The organism is Paenirhodobacter huangdaonensis (assembly GCF_004022465.1).
Classification (GTDB): domain Bacteria; phylum Pseudomonadota; class Alphaproteobacteria; order Rhodobacterales; family Rhodobacteraceae; genus Rhodobacter; species Rhodobacter huangdaonensis.
In genome coordinates this window covers 618,803-639,188 of sequence record NZ_SAVA01000001.1, presented here as the reverse complement: position 1 = coordinate 639,188, position 20,386 = coordinate 618,803, and the positions used below count along the sequence as shown (strand labels likewise).

General features: G+C 68.9%; 21 protein-coding genes. 10 read left to right on the top strand and 11 right to left on the bottom strand.

All coding sequences use genetic code 11. The features are described 5' to 3' along the window. Nucleotides 1-36: 36 nt before the first annotated feature. A complete protein-coding gene (panB, locus tag EOW66_RS03045; RefSeq protein ID WP_128154715.1) occupies nt 37-861 on the top strand; it encodes a 3-methyl-2-oxobutanoate hydroxymethyltransferase in 825 nt (274 codons plus the stop codon). Beyond that, nucleotides 858-1,697, top strand: coding sequence for a pantoate--beta-alanine ligase (panC, locus tag EOW66_RS03040; RefSeq protein WP_128154714.1), 840 nt, complete (start codon nt 858-860; stop codon nt 1,695-1,697). The genes panB and panC overlap by 4 nt, the downstream gene beginning before the upstream one ends. Nucleotides 1,698-1,824: 127 nt before the next feature. Here panC and EOW66_RS03035 read toward each other — a convergent pair whose 3' ends face one another. Beyond that, entirely contained in the window at nt 1,825-3,102 is a 1,278-nt protein-coding gene (locus EOW66_RS03035) for an acetylornithine deacetylase/succinyl-diaminopimelate desuccinylase family protein (protein ID WP_128154712.1), read from the bottom strand. 132 nt (nt 3,103-3,234) lie between these two features. On the opposite strand from EOW66_RS03035, the gene EOW66_RS03030 reads away from it, so the two are divergent. Genes EOW66_RS03030 through EOW66_RS03020 form a run of 3 tightly spaced genes read left to right on the top strand, consistent with a single transcriptional unit; the run spans nt 3,235 to nt 4,500 of the window. After that, a complete protein-coding gene (locus EOW66_RS03030) occupies nt 3,235-3,543 on the top strand; it encodes a hypothetical protein (protein ID WP_113899115.1) in 309 nt (102 codons plus the stop codon). Nucleotides 3,544-3,560: 17 nt separating this feature from the next. Continuing rightward, complete coding sequence (locus EOW66_RS03025; protein WP_128154711.1) at nt 3,561-3,839, top strand: hypothetical protein; 279 nt, start codon at nt 3,561-3,563, stop codon at nt 3,837-3,839. 7 nt (nt 3,840-3,846) lie between these two features. Continuing rightward, a complete protein-coding gene (locus tag EOW66_RS03020; protein WP_128154709.1) occupies nt 3,847-4,500 on the top strand; it encodes a DUF1523 family protein in 654 nt (217 codons plus the stop codon). Nucleotides 4,501-4,546: 46 nt separating this feature from the next. On the opposite strand, the gene EOW66_RS03015 is transcribed toward EOW66_RS03020, so the two are convergent. The 7 genes from EOW66_RS03015 to EOW66_RS02985 all read right to left on the bottom strand — a co-directional run bounded on the left by EOW66_RS03015 (nt 4,547) and on the right by EOW66_RS02985 (nt 12,797). Next, a complete protein-coding gene (locus tag EOW66_RS03015; RefSeq protein ID WP_128154708.1) occupies nt 4,547-6,739 on the bottom strand; it encodes an aldehyde dehydrogenase family protein in 2,193 nt (730 codons plus the stop codon). A gap of 7 nt (nt 6,740-6,746) precedes the next feature. After that, nucleotides 6,747-7,700, bottom strand: a complete 954-nt coding sequence (gene deoC / locus EOW66_RS03010; protein WP_128154706.1) for a deoxyribose-phosphate aldolase — start codon at nt 7,698-7,700, stop codon at nt 6,747-6,749. A 124-nt stretch (nt 7,701-7,824) separates the two neighbouring features. Next, the gene (grxD, locus tag EOW66_RS03005; protein ID WP_128154705.1) at nt 7,825-8,184 is read right to left on the bottom strand and encodes a Grx4 family monothiol glutaredoxin; all 360 of its coding nucleotides are present in this window, start codon (nt 8,182-8,184) and stop codon (nt 7,825-7,827) included. A 31-nt stretch (nt 8,185-8,215) separates the two neighbouring features. Further along, nucleotides 8,216-8,458: a BolA/IbaG family iron-sulfur metabolism protein gene (locus EOW66_RS03000; RefSeq protein WP_113899121.1), complete on the bottom strand. Its 243-nt coding sequence runs from the start codon at nt 8,456-8,458 to the stop codon at nt 8,216-8,218. Between the two features lie 176 nt (nt 8,459-8,634). Then, the gene (gene purL, locus EOW66_RS02995) at nt 8,635-10,797 is read right to left on the bottom strand and encodes a phosphoribosylformylglycinamidine synthase subunit PurL (RefSeq protein ID WP_128154703.1); all 2,163 of its coding nucleotides are present in this window, start codon (nt 10,795-10,797) and stop codon (nt 8,635-8,637) included. 132 nt (nt 10,798-10,929) lie between these two features. After that, on the bottom strand, nt 10,930-11,484 hold the full coding sequence (locus EOW66_RS02990; protein ID WP_128154702.1) for a hypothetical protein: 555 nt from the start codon (nt 11,482-11,484) through the stop codon (nt 10,930-10,932). 404 nt (nt 11,485-11,888) lie between these two features. Then, nucleotides 11,889-12,797, bottom strand: coding sequence for a LysR family transcriptional regulator (locus EOW66_RS02985; protein WP_113899124.1), 909 nt, complete (start codon nt 12,795-12,797; stop codon nt 11,889-11,891). Nucleotides 12,798-13,099: 302 nt separating this feature from the next. Here EOW66_RS02985 and murI point away from each other — a divergent pair, with 302 nt between their 5' ends. Next, entirely contained in the window at nt 13,100-13,912 is an 813-nt protein-coding gene (murI, locus tag EOW66_RS02980; RefSeq protein ID WP_128154700.1) for a glutamate racemase, read from the top strand. Nucleotides 13,913-13,942: 30 nt separating this feature from the next. Here the strand turns inward: murI and EOW66_RS02975 are convergent, their stop codons facing one another. Then, entirely contained in the window at nt 13,943-14,680 is a 738-nt protein-coding gene (locus EOW66_RS02975) for a DUF805 domain-containing protein (RefSeq protein ID WP_164881006.1), read from the bottom strand. A 102-nt stretch (nt 14,681-14,782) separates the two neighbouring features. On the opposite strand from EOW66_RS02975, the gene argC reads away from it, so the two are divergent. The 4 genes from argC to EOW66_RS02955 all read left to right on the top strand — a co-directional run bounded on the left by argC (nt 14,783) and on the right by EOW66_RS02955 (nt 17,498). Further along, a complete protein-coding gene (gene argC, locus EOW66_RS02970; RefSeq protein WP_128154697.1) occupies nt 14,783-15,811 on the top strand; it encodes an N-acetyl-gamma-glutamyl-phosphate reductase in 1,029 nt (342 codons plus the stop codon). A 64-nt stretch (nt 15,812-15,875) separates the two neighbouring features. Further along, nucleotides 15,876-16,325, top strand: coding sequence for a cytochrome c maturation protein CcmE (ccmE, locus tag EOW66_RS02965; RefSeq protein WP_128154696.1), 450 nt, complete (start codon nt 15,876-15,878; stop codon nt 16,323-16,325). A gap of 73 nt (nt 16,326-16,398) precedes the next feature. Then, nucleotides 16,399-17,010, top strand: coding sequence for a holin-associated N-acetylmuramidase (locus EOW66_RS02960; protein WP_128154694.1), 612 nt, complete (start codon nt 16,399-16,401; stop codon nt 17,008-17,010). After that, the gene (locus tag EOW66_RS02955; protein WP_128154693.1) at nt 17,001-17,498 is read left to right on the top strand and encodes a holin family protein; all 498 of its coding nucleotides are present in this window, start codon (nt 17,001-17,003) and stop codon (nt 17,496-17,498) included. Before EOW66_RS02960 ends, EOW66_RS02955 begins: the two co-directional genes overlap by 10 nt. A 4-nt stretch (nt 17,499-17,502) precedes the next feature. Here EOW66_RS02955 and rocF read toward each other — a convergent pair whose 3' ends face one another. Continuing rightward, entirely contained in the window at nt 17,503-18,426 is a 924-nt protein-coding gene (gene rocF / locus EOW66_RS02950) for an arginase (protein WP_128154691.1), read from the bottom strand. Between the two features lie 198 nt (nt 18,427-18,624). After that, on the bottom strand, nt 18,625-20,334 hold the full coding sequence (gene metG, locus EOW66_RS02945) for a methionine--tRNA ligase (RefSeq protein WP_128154689.1): 1,710 nt from the start codon (nt 20,332-20,334) through the stop codon (nt 18,625-18,627). Nucleotides 20,335-20,386 lie beyond the last annotated feature (52 nt).

Below are 20,386 nucleotides of genomic sequence, written 5' to 3'. Positions count from 1 at the left end.
CCCCGAGGAAGAGGAGCCTCGGGACAGGGGGAAGCCATGAGTGCAACCGCAACCACCCGCCGCCTGATGCCGGCGGAGATCACCGCGATGAAGGGGCGTGCGCCCGTCGTCTGCCTGACCGCCTACACCACACCCGTCGCGCGTCTGGCCGATACGAGCTGCGACGTGCTGCTGGTCGGGGATTCGCTCGGCATGGTGCTGCACGGCCTGCCGTCGACCCTTGGCGTGACGATGGAGATGATGATCCTGCACGGCCAGGCGGTCGCGCGCGGATCCGAGCGGGCGCTGATCGTCATCGACATGCCCTTCGGCAGCTACGAGGAGGGCCCGGCGCAGGCGTTCCGCAACGCCGCGCGGCTGATGGCCGAGACCGGCGCCGGGGCAGTCAAGCTCGAGGGCGGGCAGCACATGGCCGAGACCATCGCCTTCCTGACTGCCCGCGGCATCCCGGTGATGGCGCATATCGGTCTGACCCCGCAATCGGTGAACACGCTCGGCGGCTACAAGGTGCAGGGCCGCGGCCATGACGCGGCGCGGCTGCGCGCCGATGCGCTGTCGGTCGCCGCCGCCGGTGCCTTCGCCGTGGTGCTCGAGAAGGTGCCTGCGGCGCTTGCCGCCCAGGTCTCGCGCGAGCTGGCGATCCCGACCATTGGCATCGGCGCCGGCGTCGATTGCGACGGTCAGGTGCTGGTGATCGACGACATGCTTGGCCTGTTCACCGATTTCCGGCCGAAATTCGTCAAGCGCTATGCCGAGCTCGGCGCGCAGGCGGCCGAGGCGATCGCCGTCTATGCCGCCGAGGTCCGCAGCCGCGCCTTCCCGGCGCCGGAACATTCCTTTGCCGACGAGGTGAAAAAATGACCCAGGTGATCCGCTCCTCGGCCGAGCTGCGCGAGAAGGTCGCGGGCTGGAAACGCTCGGGAATGTTCGTGGGCGTGGTGCCGACGATGGGGGCGCTGCACGACGGCCACCTGTCGCTGGTGCGCGAGGCGCGGCGGCAGTCGGACCGGGTGATCGTGACGATCTTCGTCAACCCGATGCAGTTCAACAACGCCGACGATCTGACGAAATACCCCCGCGACGAGGGGCATGACCTCGCGCTTCTGGAAAGCGAGGGCGTCGACGTGCTCTTCGCCCCCGAGGTCACCGAGGTCTATCCCGGGGGCTTTGCCACCAAGGTCTCGGTCGCGGGCGTGTCGGAGCCGCTCGAGGGCGCCTTCCGCCCGGGCCATTTCGACGGCGTGGCGACGGTGGTCGCGAAGCTGTTCGGCATGACCCAGGCCGGCCGCGCCTTCTTCGGCGAGAAGGACTGGCAGCAGCTGCAGGTGGTGCGCCGGCTGGTCGAGGATCTGAACATCCCGGTGAAGATCATCGGCTGTCCGACGATCCGCGAGACCGACGGGCTGGCGATGTCGTCGCGCAACGTGCGGCTGAGCACGGCCGAACGCGCTGCCGCGCCGGCGCTGCACCGCATCCTGCAGGCGGCCGCGGCGACGCTGCGCGCGGGCGCCCCGGCGCGCGAGACGCTGCTCGCGGCCGAGGCCGAGATCCTCGAGGCGGGGTTCCGCGAGGTCGACTATCTCGATCTGCGCTCGGTCGAGGGGCTGCGCCCGCTCGGGCATGCCACCGAACCCGCCCGCCTGCTGGTCGCGGCCTGGATCGGCGACGTGCGGCTGATCGACAATATCGCGGTCTGAGCCCGCCGCCCGGGGGCGCCGCCCCCGGCCCCCCGAGGTATTTTCAGCAAGATGAAATGAACACGGCTTTCATCTTGCCCGAAATACCTCGGGGGGAGCGCAGCGGGGGGCAGCGCCCCCCTCGCGATCAGGCGAGCAGTTCTGCCAGCACCAGTGCCAGCACCTTCGCGCTGTCGAGCATGTCCTCGACCCCCACCCATTCATCGGGCTGATGCGCCAGTTCGAGCTGCCCGGGCCCGTAGGCGATGCAATGCTTCAGCCGGCCGATGCGGTCGATATGCTTCTGGTCATAGGTGCCGGGCGAGACGACATAGCCTGCCTCGCGGCCGAGCACCGCCGCGATCGCCGCGGCGGTCGAGCGCACCACGGGCGCCTCGCGCGCGGTCATCGAGGGGATCACCTCGAAGAGCGTGCGGATCTCGTAGTCGAAGCCGGGCCGGCGTGCCTTCAGCCGGTCGAGAAGCCCCGTCACCTCTGCCTTCACCTCGTCGAGGTCCTCCTCGATCAGGACGCGGCGGTCGATCACGATGCGGCAGCGGTCGGCGACGCAGGGGGCGGGCAGGGCGGTCGAGCCGGGCTCGGGTTCCGCCTCGCCGCCGTGGATCGAGTTGATGTTCAGTGTCGACTGCCGCGCCCCTTCGGGGATCACCGGCATCGCGGTGTGCCTGTGCGCCAGCAGCGGATAGAGCGTGTCCTCGATCTCGGCGAGCACCGCCCCCATGTGGCGGATCGCGCTGTCGCCGAGGAAGGGCATCGAGCCATGCGCGATGCGCCCCTTGGTCTCGATCTCGGCCCACCACACGCCGCGGTGGCCAAGGCAGATCCGGTCCTTGTGCAAGGGCTCGGGGATGATGACGTGGTTCACCCGCTCGGGCGAGAAATAGCCCCGTTCTGCGAGCCAGGCGACGCCGCCGAAGCCACCCGATTCCTCATCCGCCGTCGCCGAGATCTCGATCGCGCCGGCGAAATCGGGGCAGGCGGCAAGGAAGGCCTCGGCGGCGATCACCGCGCTCGCGAGGCCGCCCTTCATGTCGCAGGCGCCCCGGCCATAGATCCGGTCATCGACCAGGTCGGCCCCGAACGGATCGCGGGTCCAGCCATGGCCGACCTCGACCACGTCGTGATGGCCGTTGAAATGCACGCATTGCCCGGGGCGCGGGCCGGCGCGCCGGGCGACGAGGTTCCAGCGCGGAAAGTCCTCGCAATCGCCGGGCGTGCCGGTGGCGCGCAGCAATTCGATGGCGAAGCCCTGCCGCGCCAGCCGCTCGGCGAGAAGCTCGCAGATCTCTCGGTAATTGCGCCCGGGCGGGTTCAGCGTCGGCACGCGGATCAGCGCCTGCGTCAGCGCAATGAGCGCGTCGCGGCGGTTCTCGACCTCGGCCTTGAGACGGGCAGTGATGTCCATGCCCGGAGGCTAGCGCTGCCGATTGCCGCGGTAAACCGGAAAGGGTGGCGGCGCGGGGGCGTTTTCGCTAGCCTGCCGGGCAACAGGCCGGGGCCGCAATCCGCGGTGCCGGCACGACAAGGGTGGGGCGAAATGAACCTCTTCGTGATCTTCCTGGTGGCGATCGCGCTCGCCATGGCGCTGTGGCTTGCGCGGGCGGACTGGGCAAAGATGCTGGCGCTGGTGCCGCTCGGCGCGCTGGTGCCCGGGTTCTACGGCGCGGCGGTCAATTGCGGCATCGGCTTCCTTGCCGATATCCTCGGGGATGGCGCCTGCACCGGCGGCGCGACGCCGCGCGCGGCCTTCGCGGCGCTTTACGTGATCTCGATCCCGATGGTGTTGGCGGGCGGCGTGGTGTTCAAGCTGATCGGCCTCGGGCTTGCCCGCCGCCGCGCGGCCTGAGCGCGGGACGGGCGGCGATGATCGGTTTCCTGCGCTTCGCGGTGATCGGGCTTGGCGCGCTCAGCGTGCTGTTCTGGCTGGTGCGGATCTACGCGCGCTCGCTCAGGCGCGAGGCGCTCGAGAAACACTGGGCGCGGGAAAGTGCGGCGGGAGTGGACCTTGGCCCGCGCGATGCCTATGTCGAGGCCGGGATGGATGATTACGAGCACGGGCTGACGCGTCGGCTGGTCTGGCTTGTCTTCATCGTGCCGATCGCGGTTTTCGCGGTCGTGGTCTTTGTCATGAACTATCGGTGAGGCGATCATGCGCTATGTGAAATGGGCTTTCTGGACGGTGATCGTGCTGGTTGTGGGGGGCTTTCTGCACTACACGCTGCCGCAGCATGACATCGTGCGCGTCGTCGGCACCTATCAGGAGCGCCAGGACCTGACCGACTGGACGCGGATCTTCTGGTCGACGCCCGACGACCAGTCCGGCACGCTGACGAACCGCGATGTGCAGTTCATCCAGGCGATCCGGGCGAACGGCAAGCCGATGGTCTATCGCAACGAGGATACCGGCTGGCGCTGGCCGCCCTATTTCAAGTTCGATACCGCGACGCTGCAGACCCAGGCCGACGACCTGCGCTCGACCGCCGAGGCGCCGAAATGGGCGGTCATCACCCATTACGGCTGGCGCAACCAGTTCCTGTCGATCTTTCCGAATGCGGTCGGCATCCGGCCGGTGGCGGGGCCCGACGTGCAGATCATCCCCTGGGTGAACATCATCCTCCTCGGCGGGCTGCTGGTGCTGATCTTGCTCATTCGCGCGATGTGGCGCCAGTTCCGCGAACGCACCATCGACCCGCTGATCGACGAGGCCGCCGACAAGTGGGACGAGCTTGGCGACCGGGCCGAGGCGATGGACGGCAAGGCGCGCGGCTTCTGGGCGCGGCTGGTCGGGCGCGGCCGGAAGTAAGCCCCTGGTCGGATTAGGAAAGGCCCGGGGGTTCCCCGGGCCTTTTTCATGCGCCGTAGGGCAGCCAGATCGTCTTGTGCTGCTGCGCCTCGGCAAACGTCGCGCGCAGGGGCGCTGCGGCCCAGTCCTGCGGGGCAGGACACCAGACGGGCTTGAGCGAGGCGGCGGTGTCGGCGCGCAGCCGGGCCGCGGTGGCGGGGGCGCCGCAATACCACAGCGCCGCCACCTCGTCGTGACCGGCCAGCACCGAGGCCAGCGCGTCGCGCGGGCCGGAAACGAGGGTCACCACCCCGGCCGGCAGGCCCGCGCTGGCGAAGACCTGCGCAAGCTCCGTCGCGGCGGCGGGAAAGGCCTCGGCCGGGATTGCGACGACGCGGTTGCCGGCGGCAATCGCGGGCAGCACCAGCGCAGCAAGGCCCAGAAGCGGCTGCGTGTTCTGGCAGGCGATGCCAATCACGCCGAGGGGCTCGGCGCGGAGCAGCGTCTGCATCTGCGCCCCGGTCGCGGCCAGATGGCCGGCGCCCGCGTCGGCCAGCGCCGCGGCGCGGAAGGCGAGGGCGATCGTTGCCGTGACCTCGGCCGGGTCATGGCCGGCTTCGTGCAGCCGCGCGGCGAGCCCGGCGCGGCGCTGCGACAGGGTCTCGGCGATGGACCGGAGCACCTGCGCCCGGCCATGGCCCGACATCTTCGCCCAGCCTGCGGCCTTCTGCGCCGCCTCGACGGCACCGGCCACCGCACCGGGGCCCGGCGCCGGGGCGGCATCGAGCCCCCCCGTTGCCGCCTCGGGCAGCGCCCTCGGGGGCAGGGGGGCGAGGGCGGCCTCGAAGCCCGTGGCGCCGAAGCCGCTGTCGCGGCGCGCACCCGCGGGCGCGGCGGCGTCGAAAATCGCGGTGCTGTTGATCCAGACCGTGGCCGCATGCAGCCGCGCGGCGATGTCGGTCGCAAGGGTGATGTTTTCCGACCAGACCGAGGCGGCCGCGCCGAAGCGGCTGGCGTTTGCCAGCTCGATCGCCTCGGCGGGCGTGCGGAAGGTCATCAGCGTCGCGACGGGGCCTCGCAGCGGGGCGCCGTTGATCGGGGTTGCGGGGGCGGTGCCCAGAAGGAACGTGGGCGCGACGAAGGCGCCGGTTTCGGGCAGGGGGGCTGCGGGGCGGAGCGCCTGCGCACCCTCGGCTTCGGTCGTGGCGATCAGGGCGGCGAGGCGCTCGGCCGCGGCCTCCGAGACCAGCGCGCCGATGTCGCTGCCCCGGGCGAGCGGGTCGCCGACCTGCAGTTTCGCGAGGCGGGCCGTGAGGCGCGCGGTGAAGGGCTCGGCCACCGCTTCCGCGACCAGCAGCCGCGCCCCGGCCGAGGGGAGCTGGCCGCCGGCGAGCCAGCCCGCCACCACGCCCTCGACCGCGGCGTCGAGATCGGCGTCGGGGAAGACGAGCACGGGGCTGCTGCCGTCGAGGCTGAGGCTCAGCGCCGGGCCGTGCGGGGCGCTCGCGCGCCGCGCCGCGCGGCCGACCTCGGTCGTGCCGGCGAAGATCAGCCGGTCGAGCTTGGCGCCCGCAAGGGCAAGGGCGGTGTCGGCATCGCCGGTGACGATGTTCACCACGCCCGCGGGCAGGCCGGCCGCGGTGCAGATCTCGGCCAGCACGAGGGCGCTCAGCGGTGCCTCGGGCGCGGGCACGACGACGACGGTGCCGCCCGCGGCGAGCACCGGGGCGATGGCGGTTGCAAACCCCATCAGCGGCAGCGCGGGGGCAAGGACGACGCCGGTCACCGCATGGGGCGCGCGGTCGGGATGATCCATGTCGCGCAGCGCCGCACGGCCGGCGGCGTGCTGGAACGCCCGCACCGCCTGCGCAAGGTCGGGATCGCGGCTTTCGCGGATCGGCGTGCCGGTGTCGAGCGTGGCAAGACCGGCAAGGAAAGAGGCGCGCTTCTGCAGGCGCCGCGCAAGGGCATAGAGCACCTCGGCCCGCGCCTGATCGGGACGCGCCGCCCAGCCGGGCTGGGCCGCGCGCGCCGCATCGAGTGCCGCGGCGATGTCTTCGGCGCCGCCCTGCGCCACCTCGGCGAGCACCGCGCCGGTGGCCGGGTTCCGCACCGCGCGCGTCTCACCCGGGGCGGTGAAGGCGCCGGCGATGAACGGACCGAAACGGCCGCGGGCGGCAAGCCAGGCGCGGACCTCGGCCGGGTTCTCGGTGCCGGGACCATAGTCCATCGTCTCGAGGATCTCTTTCACGGTGGCCATCTTTCCCTCAGGCAAGTGCGTGGCGGGAGGAGGACGCATAGCGCCCGGTGACGTGCTGTTCGAGCTGGCGCTCGATATCGCCCAGAAGCGAGGAGGCGCCGATGCGGAAGAGGGCGGGGGTGAGCCAGTCGCGCCCCATCTCCTCGCGCATCAGGATCTGCCAGGCGAGGGCGTCCTTGGCCGTGCGCAGCCCCCCCGCCGGCTTGAAGCCGATGCGGGCGCCGCTGCGCGCGCCATAGTCGCGCAGCGCCCGCACCATGGTGAGCGAGACCGGCAGGGTGGCGTTCACTGCCTCCTTCCCGGTCGAGGTCTTGATGAAATCGGCGCCCGCCTGCATCGCCACCATCGCGGCGCGATAGACATTGGCGAGCGAACCGAGCTCGCCCGTCGCGAGGATCGCCTTCATGTGGGCGGCACCCGCGGCCTCGCGCATCGCGGCAATCTCGTCGTAAAGCGCCGCCCAGTCGGCGCGCAGCACATGGGCGCGGGTGATGACGATGTCGATCTCGGCGGCGCCTTCCTCGACGGCGTAACGGATCTCGGCGAGGCGCAGCGGCAGCGGCATCAGCCCGGCGGGAAAGCCGGTGGCGACCGAGGCCACGGGGATGCCCGAGCCATCGAGCGCGCGCACCGCGGCGCCGACCATCGTCGGATAGACGCAGACCGCGCCGGTGGTCAGCGCCTCGAGCCCCAGCCCCGCAAGGATGTGATCGGCGAGCGGGCGGCGCGCCTTGGCGCAGAGCCGCGCCACCCGCGCCTCGGTGTCGTCGCCCGCCAGCGTCGTCAGGTCGATGCAGCGGATCGCATTGACGAGCCAGGCCGCCTGCCACTCGCGGGTGAGACCGCGGCGCGCGGTCAGATCGGCGACGCGGGCCTCGGCGGCGGGGGTGTTGACGGCGACCTGTTCGAACCAGGACGGATCGAGCGGGGCGCCTTGATTGCGCGGATGGGTCTGGGGCATCGGCTCCGCCGGGGTTGAGGGCGTTCGGGGCGAGGCTAGCGAAGCGGCGGTCCGGCCGCAACGGTCCTGCAGACATGCGAAGGGCCCCGCACGGCGGCGGGGCCCCGAAACCTTGCGGTTGCGCTCAGGCGTTCGCGGCGCGGATCTGTTCGGCCGCATCCTTGTTGTAGGCGACGCCCTTGTCTTCGAAGAGCTTGTCGAGCTCGCCCGAGAGCGTCATCTCGGTGATGATGTCGCAGCCGCCGACGAACTCGCCCTTGACGTAGAGCTGCGGAATCGTCGGCCAGTCGGAAAAGTCCTTGATGCCCTGACGGATGTCGGCATCGGCAAGGACGTTGACGTCCTTGTAGGTGACGCCGAGATAGTTCAGCACCCCGGCGACGCGGCTGGAAAACCCGCATTGCGGCATTTCCTTGGTGCCCTTCATGTAGAGCACCACATCGTTTGCCTCGATTTCGGCCTTGATCTGGTCAAGCGCGCTCATTGCTGTCGTCCTTTCTGACCCTGGGAGGGGATTATTCCGGCGCCTTCGTCGTCAGCGCGAGAGCGTGGAGCGGCGCGTTCGGCCCGTCCATCGCCCCTTTCAGCGCGGCGAAGACGGCACGTTGCTGCTGTACGCGGTTCATGCCCTTGAACGAGGCGTCGATGACCTCGGCCGCCCAGTGATTGCCGTCACCGGCCAGGTCGGTGATGGCGATCTTCGCATCGGGAAACCCGTCGCGGATCAGGGCTTCGATGTCCTTGGCTTCCATCGGCATGTGGCACTCCTCGTTCTTTGCCCCAATCTAGGCCGGCCCGGGAGGGGGGGCAAGGGGCCCGCCGCGGGGCGCGCGCGGGAGGGGCGCCTCCGGCGGGAGTATTTGGGCCAGGAAAAGCGGCAAGGAAAAAGGGCCGGAAGGCCGACCCTTTTTCGAGTGCAGTCCGGGCGCCGGTCTCAGTCGCCGATCGCGGTGGCGAAGGCGGTGCGGTAGAGCGCCGAAAGCTCGGCGAGCGGGGCGCTGTCGGTGCCAAGCGTGACCGCGGTGCCGCCGAAGCGGCCGACACGGGCGAGCGGCACGCCCGCGGCCTTGGCGGCCGTTTCGAGCGCCGCGGCGCCGGTGGCGTCGCAGGCGACGAGATAGCGCGCCTGATCCTCGCCGAAGAGCTGGGCGATCTCGGCCGCCTCGAGCGTCACGCCAAGGCCTGCGCCCTCGGCCATCTCGAAGGCGGCAAGCGCCAGCCCGCCATCGGCGAGGTCGGTCGCGGCCTTGAGATGGGCGCGGTTCGCGCGCAGGAACTCGCCGTTGCGGCGTTCGGCCGACAGATCGACATGCGGCGCGTCGCCGGTCTCGAGCCCGAAGCCCTCGAGCGCCAGCGCCGACTGGCCGAGATGGCCATGGGTCTCGCCGATCACCAGCGCGATGTCGCCCTCGGCGGGCAGGCCCGCGATCATCTCGTCGGGCGATTTCAGCAGGCCCACGGCGCCGATCGTCGGCGTCGGCAGGATGCCCGAGCCGTCGGTCTCGTTGTAGAGCGAGACGTTGCCCGAGACGATCGGGAAGTCGAGCGCGCGGCAGGCCTCGCCGATGCCTTTGATCGCGCCGACGAACTGGCCCATGATCTCGGGCTTCTCGGGGTTGCCGAAGTTCAGGTTGTCGGTGGTGGCCAGCGGCAGGGCGCCGGCGGCGGTAAGGTTGCGATAGGCCTCGGCCACCGCCTGCTTGCCGCCCTCGAACGGGTTCGCCTTGACGTAGCGCGGCGTCACGTCCGAGGTGAAGGCGATCGCCTTGTCGGTGCCATGCACGCGCACGACGCCGGCGCCAAGGCCCGGACGGCGCACGGTGTCGCCCATCACCTGGGTGTCATACTGCTCGAAGACCCAGTCCTTCGCGGCATAGTTCGGCGAACCGATCAGCGCCTTCAGCGCGGCAATCGGTGCAATCGCCGGCAGCGGCGCCATCGCGGCGGGGGCGGGGGTCTCGATCCACGGGCGGTCGTATTCCGGCGCCGAGGAGGACAGTTTCGAGAGCGGCAGGTCCGCCTTCACCTCGTTGCCGTGCAGGATCAGGAAGCGGTCCTCGGCGATGGTCTCGCCGACCACGGCGAAGTCGAGATCCCATTTCGCGAAGATCGCGCGGGCCTCGTCCTGCTTGTCGGGATGCAGCACCATCAGCATCCGTTCCTGGCTCTCCGACAGCATCATCTCGTAGGCGGTCATCGCGGTCTCGCGCTGCGGCACGGCATCGAGCACCAGCTTGATGCCGAGCCCGCCCTTGTCGCCCATCTCGACGGCAGAGCAGGTCAGACCCGCCGCGCCCATGTCCTGGATCGAGATCACCGCGTCGGTCTGCATCAGCTCCATGCAGGCCTCCATCAGGCATTTCTCGGTGAAGGGGTCGCCGACCTGGACGGTGGGGCGTTTCTCCTCGATCGTGTCATCGAACTCGGCCGAGGCCATGGTGGCGCCGCCGACGCCGTCCCGGCCGGTCTTGGCGCCGACATAGACGACGGGCATGCCCACGCCCGAAGCGGCGCAATAGAAGATGCGGTCGGTGTCGGCGAGGCCCGCGGCGAAGGCGTTGACCAGGCAGTTGCCGTTGTAGGAGGGGTGGAAGCGCACTTCGCCGCCGACGTTCGGCACGCCGAAGCAGTTGCCGTAATGGCCGATGCCCTCGACCACGCCCTTCACCAGCTGCGCGGTCTTCGGATGCGCGGGCACGCCGAAGCTGAGGCTGTCCATCGCCGCGATCGGGCGCGCGCCCATGGTGAAGACGTCACGCAGGATGCCGCCGACGCCGGTCGCGGCGCCCTGATGCGGCTCGATGTAGGACGGGTGGTTGTGGCTCTCCATCTTGAAGATCACGGCCTGACCGTCGCCGATGTCGACGACGCCCGCGTTCTCGCCCGGGCCGCAGATCACCTGCGGGCCCTCGGTGGGCAGGGTGCGCAGCCATTTCTTCGAGGATTTGTAGGAGCAGTGCTCGTTCCACATCGCCGAGAAGATGCCGAGCTCGGTGAACGAGGGCTCGCGGCCGATGATCTCGAGGATGCGCTGATATTCGTCGGGCTTCAGGCCATGGGCGGCGACGATTTCGGGGGTGATCTGCGGCTCGGTCATCGATGTCCTCCGGGATGCGGGGCGGGCGGCTTTTCGCATCCCATAAGCCATGTGGCCCTGCGGGGAAAGGGGCTGCGCATGCGAAAAGGGCCGGCGCGGCGGCCGGCCCCTCGTGCTGCGGGCGGGGTCGGATCAGACCTGCGCCTCGAGATGGTCGAGCAGGTCGGACAGCGTCCAGCCCAGACGGACCTCGCCATCCTTGCCGGCGCCCTTCGGCACCGCGACCCTGAACATCGATACAGGAGTATCGAGCGTGTCCGAGACGCGGATGAAGACGGTGTCCGTGGTCGTGCCGGGCACCACGCGCTCGACCTGACCGATGGCGGCGCCGTCGGCGGTCACCACCGCACCCGGGGTGCCGGTCTCGCTCTTGTTATCGGCGATGCCGGCGTCGCGGGCGAGGCGCCGGTCGGCGGGAATCGCGTCGGCGCCCGGCGAGCTTTCGATCGTGCGGGCGGCGCCGGTCTTGATGTCGGCAAGGCCGTACTGGTCGAGCGAGTCGCCGGTGCTGGTGCCGGGGTCGGGGGCGGTGATCGTCATGTTGGCGGGGGTCTGCGTCGCCTCGGCCGGCGCGATGCCCATGGTGTCGTCGATCAGCCCGTGCGGATTTTCCGAGGCGGCCGCGGCCAGCGGCGCCGCGAGCAGGCCGGAGACGAGGGCGGTGGTCAGGGCGAAATTCTTCTTCATGTCGGACTCCTTTCGGAACTGCAGCCGTTGCGGCTTGTAAGAAGGCAACGGGCATGGGCCGGAAAGGTTCGGACGCGATTTCGTGAGGGTGGCGTGAGCGGTGCGGGCCGGGCAGGGCGGGAAGGGATCTGCCTGCCGTCGACCGGGCGCGGGAGCATAGGGCCAAAAAAAAGGCCGAGACAAAGTCTCGGCCGTAGTCCAACAGGGAGGTAGAAGGTGATGAGAGTTTCCTCGTATCATCCCCTTCTGCGCCTGATTTATGTGCAGAGTTGAAACGGTTCAAGGAGAATTACGCTGCATATGCAACATGCCCGCCATGCGTTGCGGTAATGCCTCAGTGCAACCTCCGGTTGAGGCCCTGTGTTGCATGCCTTTTATGGTGTGAAAAGGCCCGATCGGGGGGCTCAGTCGAGCGAGGGCTCGCCGGTCTGCTGGCGGCGGTAGGCGATGATCTCTTCCTGCACGAAGTCGCGGAAGGCGGTGACGCGGCGCGACTGGCGCAGTTCCTCGGGGTAGGCGAGGAAGACCGGCACCTCGACCGACTCGATCTCGGGCAGGACGCGCTCGATCTCGGGGAAGTCGACGGTCAGGTAATCGGGCAGGATGCCGATGCCGATGTGGTTCAGCACGCCTTGCAGCACGCCGAAGTAGCTGTTCACCGTCAGCATCGAATGCACGTCCTGCGCCATCACCATATGGGCAAGCTGCGCGCCGGCATGGACCTGCGGCGTGGTCGGGTTCTGGCAGATCAGCCGGTGGCGTTCGAGATCGGCGAGGCTTTCGGGCCGGCCCACGGCGTCGAGATAGGTGGGCGTCGCATAAAGCCGCATCCGCAGCGTCAGCAGCCGCTTGCGCACCAGATCGGCCTGCGACGGCTCCTTCATCCGGATCGCCACGTCGGCCTCGCGCATCGGCAGGTCGAGCACCCGTTCCTCGAGCAGCAGGTCGATCTTCAGCTCGGGGTAGCGTTCATAGAGCTTCGACAGCCGCGGCGTCAGCCACAGCGTGCCGAAGCCGACGGTGGTGGTCACCTTCAGCTCGCCGAAGACCTCCTCCTCGCTGTCGCGGATCCGCGCGGCGGCGGAATCGAGCTTCTTCGCCATGGTCGAGGTCGCCTCGAACAGCAACTCGCCCTGTTCGGTCAGAATCAGGCCGCGGGCATGGCGGTGGAAGAGGGTGGTGCCGAGCGCATCCTCGAGCGCGCGGATCTGCCGCGACACGGCCGATTGCGACAGGTGCAGCGCGTCGCCGGCATGGGTCAGCGAGCCGGCATCGGCCACCGCGTGGAAGATTCGCAATTTGTCCCAGTCCATGCCACTCATAATCGGTCATTCGGCCTCATGTTGCAGTCTTCCTGCATATAGGGATCGCCCCCCGTTGCCAAACCCGTTCACGCCGAAAAACGCCGGTCCGGCGCACCGATTTCCGGCTTTTGGCGCGAAGATGCCGCCGCCCGGCGGAAGCCTGCTTACAGGACGGGCAGGGCGGGGCTGGCCGCGGGCTTGCAGGACGGCGCAGGGAAGACGCGATTTCGGCTTTCCCTCCGGTCGGTCGCGGGACTAGAAGAGGCAACCCCCGCCCGGTTCGGCGGGGCGCTCTGGCGTGGGAGGGAGCAATGGCGGTTGGGGTTTTCGACAGCGGTCTCGGCGGGTTGACCGTCTACGAGGCGATCTCGCGCAAGCTGCCTGATCTGGCCCTCGTCTATTACGGCGACAATGCCAACGCGCCTTATGGCGTGCGCGACGCCGACGACATCTTCAACCTGACCTGCAAGGGTGTCGAGCGGCTGTGGAACGAGGGCTGCGACCTTGTCATCCTCGCCTGCAACACCGCCTCGGCCGCGGCGCTGAAGCGGATGCAGGAAACCTGGATCCCGAAGGACAAGCGCGTGCTGGGCGTCTTCGTGCCGATGATCGAGGCGCTGACCGAACGCAAATGGGGCGACAACTCGCCGCCGCATGAGGTTGCGGTGAAGCATGTCGCGCTGTTCGCCACCCCGGCCACCGTCGCCTCGCGCGCCTTCCAGCGCGAACTTGCGTTCCGCGCGATCGGTGTCGACGTCGAGGCGCAGCCCTGCGGTGGCGTCGTCGACGCGATCGAGACCGGCGACGAGATCCTCGCCGAGGCGCTGGTGAAAAGCCATGTCGAGGCGCTGAAGCGGCGGATGCCGCATCCCGAGGCAGCGATTCTCGGCTGCACCCATTACCCGCTGCTGCAAAAGACCTTCCAGGACGCGCTCGGGGCGCAGGTGAAGGTCTATTCGCAGGCGAATCTGGTGGCCGACAGCCTCGAGGATTACCTCAAGCGCCGGCCGGAGTTCCTGGGCAAGGGCACGGTGTCGAAATTCCTGACCACCGGCGACCCGGCCTCGGTCTCGGTGCATGCGACGCAGTTCCTGCGCCACGAGATCCGGTTCGAGGCGGCCTGAGCCGCCCCGACCCCGTCCCGGCCGCGGGGCTCAGCCGAAGCGGTTCGGCCCGCGCGTGCCGCGGCTCACCATGAAGACCAGCATCGCGATCCCGTAGGCAAAGATCGCGATCCCGAAGATCGAGAGCAGCCCGAGCCCGGTGTTTCTCGGGTCGCCGGTCTGCGAGGCGATGGCGAAGATGATGCCGACCACAAAGCCGAAGACAACCATCGCAAGGTAAAACCCCCCGACCCACCAGCCCGAGCGGTCGGTGTCATGCAGCCGCCGCACCGTCACCGCGAGCGAAGGCAGGAAGGTGGCGAGCCCGAACAGGCCCGAGATCGCCGCACCGTCATTGCCCATGGCGGCCTCAAGCATCCCGCCAAGCGCGCCGAGAAGCGTGGTGAAAAGGAAGAACCACCAATATTCCGAGCGGCTGGCCCGGCCCTTGAAGGTGGCGTATTTCGTGAAGCAGACCTTGATCGCCTCGACGAAGCTGCGCCCGGGCGCGCCGGGGTAAAGCCCGTCCGTGCCGGCACCCGTCCAGCCCGTGCCGGCGCTCATGCCCGGCGCCAGGCGCTGCATGCCTAAACCCGGGGCGCCCGCGGGCAGCGGCGGCGGGGCACCGAAGTCGAAATGCGCCGAGGCCGGTTCCCAGTTCGTCATCCCATCGCTCCACACCAGCGTGTCGGTGCGCAGCCGGCCGGCGCGGATCAGATCGGCCATCGTCTCGGCGCTCACCGGACCATGGCTTTCCCCCTGCCAGGCGTAATGCCAGTCTTTCGTCATGCAATTCCTTTCCGGCCGTTCAAATTCCGTATCGTCGGCAAACATCGCTTGCGCGGGACTTTAGGCTGAGGCAGGACAGGCCGACAAGTCGCGGAGATTGCCATGACCCAGAATATCGCCATCCTCGGCGCCTCGGGCTACACCGGGGCCGAACTCGCCCGGATCATCGCCACCCATCCCTCGATGCGGATCACCGCGCTTTCGGGCGACCGCAAGGCGGGGATGAGTATGGGCGAGGTCTTCCCGCATCTGCGCCACATGAACCTGCCTGATCTGGTGAAGATCGAGGAGATCGACTTCTCGACCATTGACCTGGCCTTCTGCGCGCTGCCGCATGCGACCAGTCAGGCGGTGATCAAGGAACTGCCGCGTGATCTGAAGGTGGTCGACCTGTCGGCTGATTTCCGGCTGCGCGATCCGGCCGAATACGAGAAATGGTATGGCAAGCCGCATGCGGCGGTCGAGCTGCAGAAAGAGGCGGTCTATGGCCTGACCGAGTTCTACCGCGACGAGATCCGCGGCGCGCGGCTCTGCGCCGGCACCGGCTGCAACGCGGCGGCCGGGCAATATGCGCTTCGTCCGCTGATCGAGGCGGGCGTGATCGACCTTGACGAGATCATCATCGACCTGAAGGCGGGGGCTTCGGGCGCCGGCCGCTCGCTCAAGGAAAACCTGCTGCATGCCGAGCTTTCGGGCGGCACCATGCCCTATTCGGCCGGCGGCAAGCACCGCCATCTGGGCGAGTTCGATCAGGAATTCTCGAAGATCGCCGGCCGCGACGTGCGGGTGCAGTTCACCCCCCACCTGATGCCCTTCAACCGCGGCATCCTCGCCACCGTCTATGTCCGGGGCGAGCCGCAGGCAATTTATGACGCGATCGCGCGCCGCTATGCGGACGAAGTGTTCCTCGAAGTGCTACCTTTTGGCACACTCCCTTCGACTCGATCCATCGCCGGCTCGAACTATGTTCATGTCGGGGTTACCGGCGACCGACTTGCCGGCCGGGCGCTGGTGATGGTGGCGCTCGACAACCTGTGCAAGGGCTCCTCGGGGCAGGCGATCCAGAACGCCAACCTGATGCTGGGGCTCGAGGAGACGGCTGGGCTGATGCTGGCCCCTGTGTTCCCTTGATCAAGGTCAAGGCGGCGCGGGGCATTTGGCCCGAGAACGCGCCGACACGGCGAAGGAGACGCGGATGAAGAGCCTGAAGAAGAAGCGCCGGATCCAGGTGCTGGTGGTCGCGGCGCTGGCGCTGCTGATCTCGACGGCGATGATCGGTTACGCGATGCGCGACGGGATCAACTTCTTCCGCGCGCCTTCGCAGCTGACCGAGAACCCGCCGAGACCCGGCGAGACCTTCCGCCTTGGCGGGCTGGTCGAAACCGGCACGCTCACCCGCGGCCAGGGCGAGACGGTCACCTTCAGTGTCACCGATGGCGGCGCCTCGGTGCCGGTGCGCTTCACCGGCGTGCTGCCTGACCTGTTCAAGGAAGGGCAGGGGATGATCGGCACCGGCAAGATGGAGGACGGCACCTTCGTCGCGACCGAGATCCTGGCGAAGCATGACGAGAACTACATGCCGAAGGAAGTGATCGAGGCGCTGAAGGCGCAGGGCGTCTACGAGCCGCCGAAGCCCAATTCCTGATCCGCGCGCCCGCTTGCGGCGCCGTTAACCGGATCGAGACAGCATGCCCCGGGGGAGCCTCTGGGGGATGCGGATGAAATCAGTCACCGATATCGCGAAGGAAATCGTCGCCCGCGAGGGCGGCTATGTGAAGGACCCCGACGATCCCGGCGGGGCCACGAACTACGGCGTGACGCTCGCCACGATGCGCCGTCTTGGCATCGACCTGAACCGCGACGGCGTGGTCAGCGAGCGCGACGTGAAACTGCTGACCCCTGCGCAGGCGGTGCAGATCTATGTGCGCCATTACTTCGAGGTGCCGCGTCTTGGCGAGCTGCCCGAGGCGGTGCAGCCCTCGGTCTTCGACATGCAGGTGAACGCGGGCGACAACGCGGTGAAGATCCTGCAGCGGCTGCTGAACCGGATGGGGCAGGCGGTGGCGGTCGACGGGCAGGTCGGGCCGCAGACAATCGCCGCGGCGCGCCGCGCCGCCGCCCCCGATGCGGGGCTCTTCGCCGATGCCTATGGCATTGCCCGGCGCAACTATTATTACGACCTCGCCGCTGCCCGCCCCGCCTCGCGCCGATATGCGACGACGACCACCGGCAGCAAGGGCGGCTGGATCCTGCGCGCCGAGGAATTCATTTCGCCGCGCTTTCATCTGAGCGCGGCGCAGCACAGTGCACGGGTGGCGGCATGGGGCTGATCGGGCGGATCTTCGGCGGGCCGGCCGCGACCTCGGCCCTCGGTGCGGCGGTGACCAATGTCGCCGAGGTGTTCACCGTCAATGCGACGAAGAAGATGGAGGCCGAGGCCGAGGCCTATCGCGCGGCGCTCGACGAGCACGGGGCCGAGTTCCAACATGCCCGCGCAGGCCTTTTCGACCATTTCGTGAACGGGCTGAACCGGCTGCCGCGGCCGCTGCTGGCGCTCGGCACGCTCGGGCTCTTCGTCTATGCGATGCTCGATCCGGTCGCCTTTGCGCGGCGCATGGTCGGGCTGAACTATGTGCCCGAGCCGCTGTGGTGGCTTCTGGGGGCGATCGTCAGCTTCTATTTCGGCGCGCGCGAGGCCTATTACCTGCGCCACCGCACGACGCCCGCGCCCACGCCGGCCCCGGAGGCCGCCGGGGAGAACCCGGCGCTCGCGGAGCTTCTGGCGAAGGGCGCGGTGGCCGGGGTGCCGGCGGGCTAGCGCCTCAGAACGAGCGGGTGGGCCGGTCGAAGACCTTCCGGCCCATCAGCGAGCCGACCAGATCGACCATCAGCTTCGCGGTGCGGCCGCGCTCGTCGAGGAAGGGGTTCAGCTCGACGAGGTCGAGCGAGGTGACGAGCCCCGATTCGTGCAACAGCTCCATCACCAGATGCGCCTCGCGGAAGGTGGCGCCGCCCGGCACCGTGGTGCCGACCGCGGGCGCGATCGACGGGTCGAGGAAATCGACGTCGAGCGAGACATGCAGCAGCCCGTTTGCCGCCCGTACCCGGTCGAGGAATTCGCGCAAGGGCGCACCAAAGCCGCGCTCGTCAAGAACGCGCATGTCGGCGATCTCGATCTCCTCGGGGATCAGCGCGGATTTCTCCGCCGGATCGACCGAGCGGATGCCGAGCATCGCGATCCGCTCGCCCGGCACCGGCGCCGGGAAGGGCGGGAAGGGGGCAAAGCCCGGCCGGCCGGCGATATAGGCCACGGGCGTGCCGTGCAGGTTGCCCGAGACCGTGCTTTCCGGGGTGTGGAAATCGGTATGCGCATCGAGCCAGAGCACGAAGAGCGGCCGGCCCGCCGTTTCGGCATGGGCGGCCATCCCGGCGACCGAGCCGAGCGACAGCGAATGATCGCCGCCGAGAAAGACCGGCATCCCCTCGGCCGCCGCCGCCTCGCCGGCGCGGGCAAGCGCCTCGGTCCAGGCGAGGGTCTCGGCGAGGTGATGCACCGCCGGGTTCGGATGGGGCAGGGGGGCACAGGGGGCAATCGCCACATCGCCGCGGTCGATCACCTTGTGGCCGAGCTCCTCGATCGCCGCAGCGATGCCGGCGACGCGATAGGCGGCCGGGCCCATCAAGGCGCCCGCCCGCTTTTGCCCGCTGTCCACCGGGGCGCCGATCAGGATGCAGGTCTGGGCCATGGCTGTCTCCTTTTTCCCCGATGATGGGGCCTTGCGCGGGAAAGGAAAGGGGCGCTGCCCCTCTTGCCCCTGCGGGGCAATTCACCCCGGGATATTTGCGGCAATTGGAAGCCGGGAGAAGCCCTTGTCTTCCAATCGCCCGAAATATCCCGGGGGGAGAGGCCGCAGGCCGAGGGGGGCAGCGCCCCCCTTGCGCGCTCAGTCGCGGGTGCCGGCGAAGCGGTTTTGCCAGTCCTCGCGCTCCTCGTCGGCGATCTTGCGGAACAGCACCTCGGGGGTGGTGAAGGCATGGCCCGCCGGCAGCACCTCGAGCGCGGCGCGGATGTCCCCGGGCCAGCTGCGGTCCCCGGTCTGCATCGCGGCCAGCATCGTGGCGGCGGCATCGGGGATGAAGGGTTCGGACAGCACCGCATAGAGCCGCACCAGGTTCAGCGCCAGACGGGTCTGCGCCGCGGCCTGTGCCGGATCGGTCTTGAACACGGTCCAGGGCGCTGCGGCCTGCAGATATTCGTTGCCTGCGACCCAGATCGCGCGCAGTTCGGTCGCGGCCTTGCGGACTTCCTTCTCGTCCATCAGCCGCTCGTAGTCGCGCACGCGGGTCGCCAGCTCGGCGATCAGCGCGATCTCGCGCTCGCCCCAGAGCCCGCCCTCGGGCAGCGTCTCGCCGAATTTCGAACGGCAGAACTTGGTGATACGGCTGACGAAGTTGCCCAGAACATCGGCAAGATCCTTGTTCACCGAGACCTGGAAATTCTCCCAGGTGAACTCGGCATCGGCGCTTTCGGGCGCATGGCTCAGCAGCCACCAGCGCCAGTAATCGGGCGGCAGCAGGCCGAGCGCCTGGTCCATGAACACGCCCCGCCCGCGCGAGGTCGAGAACTGGCCGCCGTCATAATTCAGGTAGTTGAACGACTTGATGTAATCGACGAGCTTCCAGGGCTCGCCCGAGCCGAGGATGGTCGAGGGGAAGGAGAGCGTGTGGAAGGGCACGTTGTCCTTGCCCATGAACTGGGTATAGGTCACGTCCTCGGCGCCCTTGTCGGTGCGCCACCAGCGCGCCCAGTCGCCCCCCGTCTTGTCCGCCCATTCCTGCGTCGCGCCGATATATTCGATCGGTGCATCGAACCAGACGTAGAAGACCTTGCCTTCCATCCCCGACCACGGTGCGCCCTCGAACTGCGCCGGCACGCCCCAGGAAAGGTCGCGGGTGATGCCGCGGTCCTGCAGCCCGTCGCCGTCGAAGAGCCATTTCTTCGCGATCGAGGTGGTCAGCACCGGCCAGTTGGTCTTGCTGTCGATCCAGGCGGCGAGCTTGTCCTTCATCGCGGATTGCCGCAGGAACAGGTGCTTCGTCTCGCGCATCTCGAGATCGGTCGAGCCGGAGATCACCGAGCGCGGGTTGATCAGATCGACCGGGTCGAGCTGCTTGGTGCAATTGTCGCACTGGTCGCCGCGCGCCGAGGTATAGCCGCAGTTCGGGCAGGTGCCCTCGATGTAGCGGTCGGGCAGGAAGCGGCCGTCGGCGACCGAATACATCTGCTTTTCCGTCACCTCGCGGATCAGCCCGTGCTCGGCCAGGACCTTGGCGAAATGCTGGGTCAGCACCCGGTTCTGCGCCGAGGAGGAGCGGCCGAAGTGGTCGAAGCTCAGCCGGAAGCCGGCGGCGATCTCGGCCTGCACCTCGTGCATCTCGGTGCAATAGACATCGACCGGCTTGCCCGCCTTCGCCGCCGCCAGCTCGGCCGGGGTGCCGTGCTCGTCGGTCGCGCAGATGAACATCACCTCGTGGCCGCGCGCGCGCAGATAGCGGGCGTAGAGGTCCGCCGGCAGTTGCGAGCCCACGAGATTGCCGAGGTGCTTGATGCCGTTGATGTAGGGAATCGCCGAGGTGATGAGGTGACGCGCCATGATCCCGCCCTTGCTCCGGTTTTGCGGCGGTTTAACGCGGTTGTGCGGGCAA